A 13,158-nucleotide genomic window follows, 5' to 3' on the forward strand; every position below is an offset into this window, starting at 1 on the left:
ATCTGAAATACTGAAAAAGAGTATGCATGCTGGGTAAGGTGCTACTGCCAGAGAAGTCGCTAAACTACGACATTGAAGGGAAACGGAGTTAAGTTGCTGGCGGATATTCATAATATTCCCATGAAATTAGTGCAAATACAGCCCCCCTTGTTCAGAAGGGGGCTGTGGATAATGATTAACGTTCTCTTAAGGCCTCTTTCATTTTATTGAAAGGCTTAATCAGGTATTGCATTACTGTTTTCTGGCCAGTTTTAATATCAACGGTTGAGATCATGCCAGGTACAATTGAAAAATGTTGCCCTGCTTTATTCGTCAGGAAGTCATGCTCAGTCCGGATGTACACACGGTAATAATAAATCTCAGGCTTAGCTTCGTCCTGTATGGTATCCGGGGAGATACTTTCAACCTTGCCATGTAGGCCACCGTAAATTGAGTAATCATAGGCGGTGATTTTTACCATTGCAGATTGGCCTGGGTGAATAAAGGCGATATCTCTTGGGGATAATCGAGCTTCAATTAACAGGCGATCATCCATAGGCACAATTTGCATCAGCTCACCATTGGGAGGGATAACACCACCGATGGTAGTGACTTTGATACTTTTTACCACTCCACGTACTGGGGATTTAATGGTTAATCGGTCCAGCGTATCTGCTCGGCCTTTAATCACTTCTGCAAGAGACTGCACATCGGCATCTGCCTTCGCCATTTGCTGACGGGCATCCACATAATATTGTGTTTTTAAGTCGGTTAGTTTCAGATTAAGGTCTGACAGCTGACGTTGTAAACGCAAGACGTCAACAATACTTGCTGCTCCGCTTTTCACCAGTCCTTCAGTAATATTGAGCTCGCGCTGGACTAAACCGATAGACTGATTCATTTCCCTCTCGGATTCGTTTAATTGATCTCTGCGGCTGTGGTAGAGCAATGTCTCTGCATTAATCAGATCCGGCCATTGGGATAATGAAGAAGGAAAGACCAATGGTGTGTTGTTCACTTCGGCGTGCAAACGAATGCTTTCAGCCAACGCCGCCCGGTATTTTGCTGAGCTTTCGCCGACGTTAGATTCACTGATTGTCGGGTCGAGCCGTGCAACGACTTGATTAGCTTTTACTTGCATCCCTTCTCGGACATAGAGTTCTGCCAGGATACCGCCATCCAGCGACTGCAGGACTTGCTCATGAAGGCTAGGAATTACTTTTCCTGTACCGGTGGACACTTCATCAAGTTTGGCAAAGCTCGCCCATAGAATGAAGATGACAAGTAGGGCAAACAGCACGGTAATAATACGCGTCGACCCATTGAGGCTGTGGCTGTCTGCCCCAGAATCATCGAGCAGGCATGCCGGATCAAAGTGCTCGTGTGTGGGTGAGGGTTTCTGATTATTGAATGTCATTCTGCTTTTCCCTGGCATTTTTGTTCAGAAGGTTGGCCTTTGGTGTATCCATTGTTAATTGCCCGTCTTTGAGTACCAGTACTCTATCAACCAGTGACAAAATTGCGGCACGATGCGTTGCAATGATTAATGTCCGGCGACCAATCCAGCGGGAAAAACGTTCAATAAATTCTTTTTCAGTATGCTCGTCCAGTGAAGCTGTAGGCTCATCAAGCAGAACAATATTCGGGTCCCTGAGTAAGGTTCTGGCCAGTAATATTGCCTGACGCTGACCACCTGACAAACCACTTCCCCCTTCCATAATAGGATGCTCAAGTCCTAGAGGGAGTTTTTTGATAAAGTCGGCGACAGCACAGACGTCAAGAACGTCAAAAATTTCACTGTCAGAAGCCTGGGGCCGACCCAATACTAGGTTTTCGCGCAGCGTTCCATGGAACATCCTGGCATCCTGAGTCAGCAGGCCAGTATTGCGGCGAATATCATCGATATCGATATGCGGCAAACTGAGGCTATCGACCCGTAATTCACCGGAAATAAGATCAACGTTGCCGACCAGTGCCTGCAAAAATGTCGATTTCCCTGCGCCATTGCGTCCCAGTAACGCAATCTTTTCCCCAGCATTAATATGGAGTTTATTGATGGTGAGCGGTGCTGGTCCTTGCTGGTCTGCATAGCGGAACGTTGCTTGGTTGAAGGTATATTCACCGTGTAATACGGGGGTATGTACTCGGGTCTCTTCGCGGCTGTTTTCAACCGGCAGTTGCATAAGATTGTCCAGCCCCGCTTTAGCCGCTTTAACTTGTTGCCAGCGAGCGAGCACGCCGCATAAGGCGGTCATTGGAGCAATCATTCGTGAGGAGAGCAGGGAGGCCGCTACCATGGCACCGGTGGTAATGTCACCACTGATGACGAGTGGCGCGCCAATCACCACGACTAAGGCGTAGACCAGATTTTGCAGGGTTGTCCCCCAGCTCAACAAACCATGGGTGATCTGACGGGTTTGGGCGCCCGATTCTGCGGTGACCTGAATATAGCTGTTCCATTGTTGCAGAAAATGGCTCTCAGCTTGCATCAGTTTAATGTCCTGTATTCCCTGCAGGCTTTCTACCAAAATAGCATTCCGCAGTGTGCTTTCATGAACATTTTTTCGCGCCTGTTTTGCCAGTTTTTTCTGCATGAACAGTCCGGGCACTACCATTAATATTGCGGCAACTGGTGCTATCCAGCAGAGGTAGGGAGACACAACCGTTAGAACAACAAAGAATAAAATAAAGAAAGGTAGATCGACAATGGCAGAAACAGTTGTCGAGGTGACCATTTCGCGAAGCTGCTCCAGCTCACGAACCTGAGCAATAAAACTGCCTGTTGAACGCGGGATAGCGGAGTAGCGTAAACGCAGTGCATGACCAAATACTCGGTCAGAAACCCGCATATCGGCACGCTTACCTAAAATGTCCATCACATGACTACGAACGATTTTCAGTAGGAAGCCAAATATGGCTGCAATCAGTACCCCGCCAAACAACACATATAAGGTCGGGTAAGATTGAGCAGGGATAACCCTATCATACACCTGCATGGAGAAGAGGATCCCTGCCAGTGACAGGATATTGATTGCCAATGATGCCAGCATAACGTGGCCATAGGGGCGGAGATCCTGCAGAGCAATTTTACGCAGCCAGTCGGGACGAAACTTTGACAGATAGAGTTCTGTACGTATATCCCGAGCTGGGGCTGACGGCCGTAACGCCACCAAACATTCTGCCTCATCGAGTAACCCTGTCAGCGGAACCGAGGTACTTAAACCGTTATCCTGAATTAACCTCAGGGAAACATTTTCTTCTCCGTCGAAGCTTTCGATAATCCCGATCTCACCTTGTTTGAATACCACTACCAGTGGAAGTCGGCGCGAAGAGATACTTTCTGGGCTCTCGGTCAGGATGCGGTAATGTAAGCCTGCCTGTCGGCTAAGGTGACTGAGGACTTCGGGAAGATATTTTCCGGTCAGCCATGCTGCCTGGGACTGCATAGCGCCATGAGAAAAACTCAAACGATATTGTTTGGCGATCAGGGTGAGTGTCTCCACCCACGCCAGTACTTTGCTTTCATTATCAATTAAGATTTTATGACTCATGGCCTTATTTCAACTCCCTGTATTTTTCTATTATTTAATGCAAAAGCATTCCGTATTTGTCCGGTACTGTAGAGGCAATCTAATTGCAGTGAATGCAACTGTGCCTGTGTTTGTTCTTGGGTAAATTTGGCCTGATAAATTTCCTGCTCGACGTTCAAAAGATCAAGTAAAGGGCGTGTACCAAGTTGCAGATATTGTGCTTCATATAAGTCACGGGTTTTCTCACCGAGACGTTGTTGTCGGGCCTGAACATCTAATGTCTGATAAAGATTCTGTGCTTGCTCCTGCGACTCGGTCAGTTTTTGACGGGCTTCAAGCTCCGCTAGGCGTATAGCCGCTCGGGCTGATTCAAGGGTTTGTATTGCCGCATCACGACTAGCTGTCAGCCCTCCCCCCTGATAAAGGGGCATTTGCAGTTTAATAAAGGCGGAGTACTGCGTTTTATCCAGCTCACGGCTATCTGAGTAGTTATTATTCAGATAATGAGTGACCTGTGGTTCAAGGGACAGCGTGGGTCTCATCTGCGCATTGGCGTTATCCAAATCAGCCTGGGCCTGATTTTTTTGTGCATAAGCCGCCAGTACCGAAGGGATCACTCGATAGTTGATTTGCTGAATTGCACAAGCATTCATTAGAGCCGGAGGGAGAGTATCTGCCACTTGTCCAACGGGGCCAGTTCCCATATCGGTAGCTAATGTGGCTTTCCAACGCTGAAGCGCTGACTGATATTGCATCAGGGTAGCTTTAGCCCCTTCAATACGGGTATTAGTCTGAACCACGTCAGACAGAGAACTGGCACCCGCGGTATTACGCTGCTGGATCAAAGACCCGATGTGATTCAGCGCATCAAGCTGCTGCTGTGCAATGACGACCAGTTTTTGGTAGCCCTGAACCTGGACTAGCGCCGATGCTGTATCGTGGGCAACTTGGTCAATACTGACCATGACGTTTGCCTGTTGCTGCGCCAAGCCAGCATTTGCTGAACGAACGGAACTGGATACCTTACCGAAGTCATACAACATCTGAGAAACAGAGACTTCTAAAGAGGGTGAATAACCGGCGTTAACATAGCTATTTGAATAGCCATTATTCATTCCTGCACTAACCTGTGGGTAGTACTTGGATTTTGCCTCATCCACTTTGGAAGCCTGCTGAAAAAGTTTACCGACCGCCTGGCCTATCGCCGGATGCCATTGCTCAGCCTGTAATACAGCATAATTCATGTCTGTCAGGCCAGAGGGAGGAGGGGTAATAGGCTGACTAATGGTATTGCTTAAGTCCGGAAGAGATTGCTGATCACTCAGGCTCTGAGTACTGATATCACCTGCACTTGTTATGCTATCCGCGCGCACTTGCTGACACAACAAGAGGCTAGATGTCAGGAGAGCGACAGGGAGAATGTGGAGAGCAATGGGCGAATTAGAACTTAGCATTGCTAATGAATACCTGTAGGTCAGCGTTGATGAAAAATGAGGGGCTGTAAACCACACACACCTCCGTGATTGCGATGAATAAAATGAAAAGGCGGGCATGGCTGCCCGCCTGATTAGCGTTATGATTGATTTTCAGTCGACGAGTGATGAAGGATCTCATCCATTGTGGCGTTCACATTTTCAAGTGTGATCAATGTCGTAGACTGGTAGGTACTACCGCTTCCGTCACGGTCTATAGATACGACAGTATTACCGCTATCGGTATGTGTAACCGACACGTAATTCCCCAGACTGCTTTCTTTACCATCCCAACCGACTAGCAGGGCATCCAGATCAATGTGATCTCCCTTACTTACTGAGAAATCGTCCCAAGTATCGCTGCCGTTTCCTCCGGTATTATCGTCACTTAATACTTTGTACACGACAGAAGAGTCGTCACCTTCAAGATGGAACGTATCGTCGTAGGCAGTACCTCCGGTAGTATCGGCTTGGGTAGTTCCGGAAATAGTCGGATGCAAGTCAATGGTCAGGTTAGCTGTGGAGGTGGTACTGCCATCCTCCGCAGTCAGCGTATAACTGAATATTTCCTTCTGCGTCATATCCGCGACATTGATATTGCTATTCAGTGCGTAGCTATAGCTGCCATCTCCGTTAATGGTCAGGGTGCCATACAGCCCGGTAAGGCTTTGCGACGCGGTGTCATACTGATTTAGCGTCACGCTGCTGTCAGATTCATTAGCCACTGTCAGTTTGGTATAAACCGTTTGCAGCTCATCCGCCACACCGTCTGAATCGGAACCATCGAACAGGTTACCGCTGACCACTGAAGAGTCTGATGACGTTTGCATGTCATCCACAGAGACCTCAGTGCCGGTAACTTTGTAGCTGATACTGACTGTCGGAGCGACAGTCAGTACCCCTGTCGCTGCCGAGGTCGTTGTGATCTGAACATAATAATTCCCACTATCGAGATCATACTGACTCAAATCGATATCGACAGCCTTTGTGGTTGCACTGACCGTACCAGAAGCAATAGCGGTACCTGAACTGTCACTGCCCTCATACAGGGTATAAGCCAGTGACAGGCTGGCAGTAGCGGCGAAGAGTCCGCTCTGCGTTGGTGTGATAATCAGATGCGCATTGGTTAATACCGTATCGTCATCCACCGTAAACTCAGCACCTGTTTTCGAACTTACCGCAGCCGATTTATTGGCTGTGAAGCTGTTAGTCGCAGTGTCTGATGTATACGCAGTTTCGATACCGGCAGCGGTTACATCCAGACTGACCTGATCATCTACCGCTTTCAGAGCATTGTTGTTGAGATTAATTGACAGTGTTTTGGTAACCACTGTTCCGTCTGTTTCGGTCAACGTATAGGTGAATGTCTCAGCTGAGCCGATACTGTCCGTGGTCTGACCGGCATTCAGGGTATAGGTGTAATTCCCCTGTTGATCGATAGTCAGTACACCGTATTCACCGGTAATTTCGGTTGTGCCACTGGCACTGATATCGGTGGTACCGACTTTCGTGACCAAAGTACCGGTTGGCACAGTATCACTCCCCTCACTACTACTGGTTTCAGTGAGGAGGTTACCGGTGGTTGACGTGGCCACTGAGGTGACACTGTTGACGATATCAGACGTAATGCTGAGGGTGTAAACCGTCGCAACAGATAAGCCCACTCCACCATTGAGCATAAACAGATATGAACCTTGGCTCAGTTCCAATGACAGCGGAGATGACGCGCCAGCAACTAGGGCACTGGTGACCCAGTTGGAAACCTTCTCATACTGCGCATATTGGCCAGTTTCATCATCATATTTATAGATGTACAGATCATAGGTCGATGCGATAACCCCCACCATTGTTGCTTTAATGGTGATATTTTCGACCGTGTTATCTGCCACATTCAGATGTAGCTGATTGTTCAGATTGAGCAGAGAGGTGTTCAACACACTCCCCAGCGAGAGATCGAGTAAGGCGGCACTGGTTTTTGAACTGGTCCCCTTATCCGTTTCTTCTGAGGTGGTTGCGTAATCCAGTTCCGTCGTCACATCAGGCTCAGTCACGGTGCCAGTATCAGTATCGGCATCGGTCAGCGAAATCGTCAGTGTGGCACTGCTGGTGGTACCATTTGGCCCCATCAGGGTATAACTGAAGGTTTCAGTGCTACCAATATCGGCAACATCAATGCCAGAATTAAGCGTATAGGTATAGTCACCGGCAGCATCAATGCTGAGCGTACCGTACGTTCCTGTAATGGTGGTATAACCTGACGCTGCCACACTGGTATCGTTGACGCTGCTGATCACTGAGCCTGCCGGTGCGGTGTCAGCACCACTCCCATCACTGCTGCCTGAGATCAGGTTACCGCTGGTCTCTGAACTGTTTGATACGTACGTTTCCAGAATATCGGACTTGATATTCAAGGTATAACCCGTCGCAACAGAGAGGCCGACACCGGAGTTCAGCATAAACAGATAGGTACCTTCACTCAGTGAAAGTGACAGATCTTTGGATACGCCCGCCAGTAAGCCAACGATCCAGTTACTGACTTTCTCGTATTGTAGGTAATCGCCACTGCTTGCATCATATTTGTAGATATACAAATCGAATGAAGAGGCTACCAGACCACCTATATCGCCCTGTACCACAAAGTTTTCTGTGGTGCCTTCTGCGACATCAATTTGTAATTGGCTAGCTGGATTAACCAGCGAGACATCAAGAACATTCCCTAACGAGAGATCCAAGAGTGCAAACCCGGTTTTAGAGCTGGCACCTTTGTCGGTTTCGTCAATATAGGTGGTGTAATCCAGATCCGCACTGTCATCAACAGCCAGCACCGCGGTGCTATCGATAGTGGTACTTACCGCCGTCGATTGGTTGCTGGTATTACCGGCGGCATCAGTGACCACGGTCGTAAAACTATAGGTTCCATCAGTCAGTGTCGGGGTGGTGAATGTCCAGCTACCTTCTGAATCCGTAGTCGCTTCGCCTAAAACACCTGATGAATCACTGATAGTCACCGTACTATTTGCTTCTGCACTCCCTTTAAGGACTGGTGTAGAGTCAGTGGTCGTGCTGTCGTCAATATCGTTACCATTCGCATCGACCAGCGTGATCCCGCTAGCCGCCGCCGGTGCCACAGTATCGATAGTAACGGCGATTGCATCGCTAGCATCACTGCTATTACCTGACGTATCGGTAACTTTCGTGGTCAGGCTATGGGTACCATCAGCCAGAGCGGAAAGTGTGATACTCCAGCTACCATCGCTATTAACCGTCGTTGTGCCAAGACTTTTCGAACCATCGTATACCGTGATGGTACTACCGGCAGCAGCCTTACCACTCAGCACCGGACTATTGTCGTTAGTATCGGTTCCGGCCAGATTTTTACCGTGACCATCAGTCAACTCGATATCAGTTGCTTTCGCCGGTGAAGACGAGTCGCTGTCGGAATCCGAGTCGCTGTCGGAGTCTGAATCGGAGTCGCTATCGGAGTCAGAGTCGCTGTCAGAATCCGAGTCGCTATCAGAGTCAGAATCGGAGTCACTGTCAGAGTCTGAGTCGCTATCGGAGTCAGAATCGCTGTCGGAATCTGAATCACTGTCGGAATCTGAATCACTGTCAGAGTCTGAATCGCTGTCTGAATCTGAGTCACTGTCAGAGTCGGAGTCGCTGTCGGAATCTGAATCGCTATCGGAGTCAGAGTCGCTGTCGGAATCCGAGTCGCTGTCGGAGTCTGAATCGCTGTCAGAGTCAGAGTCGCTGTCTGAATCCGAGTCACTGTCAGAGTCTGAATCACTATCGGAATCTGAATCACTGTCGGAGTCCGAGTCACTATCAGAGTCTGAATCGCTATCGGAATCTGAGTCACTGTCGGAGTCGGAGTCACTGTCGGAATCCGAGTCACTGTCAGAGTCAGAATCGCTGTCGGAATCTGAATCACTATCGGAGTCTGAATCGCTATCGGAGTCGGAGTCACTGTCGGAGTCAGAATCGCTGTCGGAATCTGAGTCGCTGTCGGAATCCGAGTCACTGTCAGAGTCGGAGTCGCTATCGGAGTCAGAGTCGCTGTCAGAGTCTGAATCGCTGTCTGAATCCGAGTCGCTGTCGGAGTCAGAATCGCTGTCGGAATCCGAGTCGCTATCAGAGTCTGAATCGCTATCGGAGTCGCTGTCGGAATCTGAATCACTGTCAGAATCAGAGTCGCTGTCAGAGTCGGAGTCGCTATCGGAGTCAGAGTCGCTGTCAGAGTCGGAGTCGCTGTCGGAGTCTGAATCGCTGTCGGAATCTGAATCGCTGTCGGAATCTGAATCACTGTCAGAATCCGAGTCACTGTCAGAGTCGGAGTCGCTGTCGGAATCTGAATCACTGTCGGAGTCAGAATCGCTATCGGAGTCAGAATCGGAGTCAGAGTCACTGTCGGAGTCTGAATCACTGTCGGAGTCTGAATCACTGTCGGAGTCTGAATCACTGTCGGAGTCTGAATCACTGTCAGAGTCTGAATCGCTGTCAGAATCAGAGTCGCTATCGGAGTCAGAGTCGCTGTCGGAATCTGAATCACTGTCAGAGTCGGAGTCGCTGTCAGAATCTGAATCGCTATCGGAATCCGAGTCACTATCAGAGTCGGAGTCACTGTCGGAATCCGAGTCACTGTCAGAGTCAGAATCGCTATCAGAGTCAGAATCGGAGTCGCTGTCAGAGTCTGAGTCACTGTCGGAGTCCGAGTCACTGTCAGAGTCTGAATCGCTGTCTGAATCGCTGTCTGAATCCGAGTCGCTGTCGGAATCTGAGTCGCTGTCGGAGTCAGAATCGCTGTCGGAATCCGAGTCGCTATCAGAGTCTGAATCGCTATCGGAGTCGGAGTCGCTGTCGGAGTCAGAATCGCTGTCAGAGTCTGAATCACTGTCAGAATCCGAGTCACTGTCGGAATCCGAGTCGCTATCAGAGTCTGAATCGCTATCGGAATCCGAGTCGCTGTCAGAGTCAGAATCGCTGTCGGAATCCGAGTCGCTATCAGAGTCTGAATCGCTATCGGAGTCGGAGTCGCTGTCTGAATCAGAGTCGCTGTCAGAATCGGAGTCCGAGTCGCTGTCAGAGTCAGAATCCGAGTCACTGTCAGAGTCGGAGTCGCTATCGGAGTCCGAGTCACTATCTGAATCCGAGTCACTATCTGAATCCGAGTCACTGTCAGAGTCTGAATCGCTATCGGAATCCGAGTCGCTGTCAGAATCTGAATCGCTATCGGAATCCGAGTCACTGTCAGAGTCTGAGTCGCTATCGGAATCCGAGTCGCTGTCAGAGTCTGAATCGCTATCGGAATCCGAGTCACTGTCAGAGTCGGAGTCGCTATCGGAGTCAGAGTCGCTATCGGAGTCGGAGTCGCTATCGGAGTCGGAGTCGCTGTCAGAGTCTGAATCGCTGTCTGAATCCGAGTCGCTGTCGGAATCTGAGTCGCTGTCGGAGTCAGAATCGCTGTCGGAATCCGAGTCACTGTCGGAGTCTGAATCGCTGTCAGAGTCAGAATCGCTATCGGAGTCAGAGTCGCTGTCGGAGTCTGAATCGCTATCGGAATCCGAGTCACTGTCAGAGTCTGAGTCGCTATCGGAATCCGAGTCGCTGTCGGAGTCTGAATCGCTATCGGAGTCGGAGTCGCTGTCTGAATCAGAGTCGCTGTCAGAATCGGAGTCCGAGTCGCTGTCAGAGTCAGAATCCGAGTCACTGTCAGAGTCGGAGTCGCTGTCGGAGTCAGAGTCGCTGTCTGAATCTGAGTCACTGTCAGAGTCTGAGTCGCTGTCTGAATCCGAGTCGCTGTCGGAGTCAGAATCGCTGTCGGAATCCGAGTCGCTGTCAGAGTCAGAATCGGAGTCGCTATCGGAGTCAGAGTCGCTGTCTGAATCCGAGTCACTGTCAGAGTCTGAATCACTATCGGAATCTGAATCACTGTCGGAGTCAGAATCGCTATCGGAATCCGAGTCGCTGTCGGAATCTGAATCACTGTCAGAGTCGGAGTCACTGTCGGAATCCGAGTCACTGTCAGAGTCTGAGTCGCTATCGGAGTCGGAGTCACTGTCGGAATCCGAGTCACTGTCAGAGTCTGAGTCGCTGTCGGAGTCTGAATCGCTGTCGGAATCTGAATCACTGTCAGAATCAGAGTCGCTGTCAGAGTCGGAGTCGCTATCGGAGTCAGAGTCGCTATCAGAGTCAGAGTCGGAGTCGCTATCGGAGTCTGAATCGCTATCAGAGTCTGAATCGCTGTCGGAGTCTGAATCGCTATCGGAATCTGAATCACTGTCAGAGTCCGAGTCACTGTCAGAGTCTGAATCGCTATCGGAATCTGAATCACTGTCGGAGTCCGAGTCACTATCAGAGTCTGAATCGCTATCGGAATCCGAGTCACTGTCAGAGTCGGAGTCGCTATCGGAGTCAGAGTCGCTATCTGAATCCGAGTCACTGTCGGAATCTGAATCACTGTCAGAGTCGGAGTCGCTGTCTGAATCCGAGTCACTGTCAGAGTCTGAGTCGCTATCGGAATCCGAGTCGCTGTCTGAATCTGAGTCGCTGTCAGAGTCAGAATCGCTGTCAGAGTCTGAATCGCTGTCTGAATCTGAGTCGCTGTCAGAGTCTGAATCGCTATCGGAATCTGAGTCGCTGTCAGAATCAGAGTCGCTATCGGAGTCAGAGTCGCTGTCGGAATCTGAATCGCTGTCAGAGTCGGAGTCACTATCTGAATCCGAGTCACTGTCGGAATCTGAATCACTGTCGGAGTCTGAATCGCTATCGGAATCCGAGTCGCTATCGGAATCCGAGTCGCTGTCAGAGTCCGAGTCGCTATCGGAGTCAGAGTCGCTGTCTGAATCTGAATCGCTGTCTGAATCTGAATCGCTGTCGGAATCTGAATCACTGTCAGAGTCGGAGTCGCTATCGGAGTCTGAATCGCTATCGGAGTCCGAGTCACTGTCGGAGTCAGAATCGCTATCGGAATCTGAATCACTGTCAGAGTCGGAGTCGCTATCGGAGTCTGAATCGCTATCGGAGTCCGAGTCACTGTCGGAGTCAGAATCGCTATCGGAATCTGAATCACTGTCGGAGTCCGAGTCACTATCGGAATCTGAGTCACTGTCGGAGTCTGAATCGCTGTCAGAGTCAGAATCGCTGTCGGAATCTGAATCACTGTCGGAGTCTGAATCGCTATCGGAGTCAGAATCGCTGTCGGAATCTGAATCACTGTCAGAGTCTGAATCGCTGTCTGAATCTGAGTCGCTATCGGAATCTGAGTCGCTGTCAGAATCGGAGTCGCTGTCAGAGTCGGAGTCGCTGTCGGAGTCACTATCGGAATCCGAGTCACTGTCGGAGTCTGAATCGCTATCGGAGTCGGAGTCACTGTCGGAATCCGAGTCACTGTCAGAGTCGGAGTCGCTATCGGAGTCAGAGTCGCTGTCGGAATCTGAATCACTGTCAGAGTCGGAGTCGCTGTCTGAATCCGAGTCACTATCAGAGTCTGAGTCGCTATCGGAGTCCGAGTCGCTGTCGGAATCCGAGTCACTGTCAGAGTCAGAATCGCTATCGGAGTCGGAGTCACTGTCGGAATCCGAGTCACTGTCAGAGTCGGAGTCGCTATCGGAGTCAGAATCGCTGTCGGAGTCAGAATCGGAGTCGCTGTCAGAGTCAGAATCGCTGTCGGAATCTGAATCGCTGTCAGAGTCGGAGTCACTATCTGAATCCGAGTCACTGTCAGAATCCGAATCGTCGGGATCGATTAAAAGTATATACGGATCAGAAGGAGCACTACTGTTTCCATAACTGTCGGTCACAATGGCGGTAAAGTCGTGGTTGCCATCAGCTAAAGGATCTTGAGGCGTGAAACTCCAAGTACCCTCTTTATCGGTAGTTGTTTCACCTAAAACATTCTGTCCATCTTTGATAGTAATGGTCGTGCCGGCTGTAGCCTGACCGCTTATGGTGAGTTCAGTCTCTTCCGTATGTCCCGATACTATATGGCCACTATGATCTGTAACGGTAATATTGGTTGCCGGTAAGGGTGGGGTGGTATCGACAGTAAACGGAACTGCGGAAGAAACGTCACTAGTATTGCCCGCAGCATCGGTGACGGTGGTGGTGAAACTGTGCGCACCGTCGGCAAGGGTCGGCAGAGTAGTGCTCCAGTTACCGTCTTTATCCGCGGTAGCCGT

At 49.8% G+C, this 13,158-nt stretch carries 4 protein-coding genes and 1 pseudogene; all 5 read right to left on the reverse strand.

What is annotated here, in order from left to right; genetic code table 11:
- Window positions 1-175: 175 nt before the first annotated feature.
- Window positions 176-1,396 (reverse strand): HlyD family type I secretion periplasmic adaptor subunit, encoded by a 1,221-nt coding sequence (locus DW47_RS0106960; protein WP_051150854.1) that lies wholly within the window; start codon window positions 1,394-1,396, stop codon window positions 176-178.
- Entirely contained in the window at window positions 1,383-3,530 is a 2,148-nt protein-coding gene (locus tag DW47_RS0106965; RefSeq protein WP_051150855.1) for a type I secretion system permease/ATPase, read from the reverse strand. The genes DW47_RS0106960 and DW47_RS0106965 overlap by 14 nt, the downstream gene beginning before the upstream one ends.
- A complete protein-coding gene (locus DW47_RS0106970; protein WP_029685682.1) occupies window positions 3,527-4,963 on the reverse strand; it encodes a TolC family outer membrane protein in 1,437 nt (478 codons plus the stop codon). The genes DW47_RS0106965 and DW47_RS0106970 overlap by 4 nt, the downstream gene beginning before the upstream one ends.
- A 119-nt stretch (window positions 4,964-5,082) precedes the next feature.
- Window positions 5,083-8,376, reverse strand: coding sequence for a BapA/Bap/LapF family large adhesin (locus tag DW47_RS17795; protein ID WP_277618934.1), 3,294 nt, complete (start codon window positions 8,374-8,376; stop codon window positions 5,083-5,085).
- A gap of 4,380 nt (window positions 8,377-12,756) precedes the next feature.
- A pseudogene (locus DW47_RS17875) lies at window positions 12,757-13,158 on the reverse strand (Ig-like domain-containing protein); the annotation flags it as partial.

The sequence above is a fragment of the Tatumella saanichensis genome (assembly GCF_000439375.1).
In the GTDB taxonomy this organism is placed as follows: Bacteria; Pseudomonadota; Gammaproteobacteria; order Enterobacterales; family Enterobacteriaceae; genus Tatumella; species Tatumella saanichensis.

Bases quoted from the DNA above. Each gene is read 5' to 3' on its own strand.
- DW47_RS0106960 (WP_051150854.1), bottom strand. From the start codon at position 1,396: ATGACATTCAATAATCAGAAACCCTCACCCACACACGAGCACTTTGAT.
- DW47_RS0106965 (WP_051150855.1), bottom strand. From the start codon at position 3,530: ATGAGTCATAAAATCTTAATTGATAATGAAAGCAAAGTACTGGCGTGG.
- DW47_RS0106970 (WP_029685682.1), bottom strand. From the start codon at position 4,963: ATGCTAAGTTCTAATTCGCCCATTGCTCTCCACATTCTCCCTGTCGCT.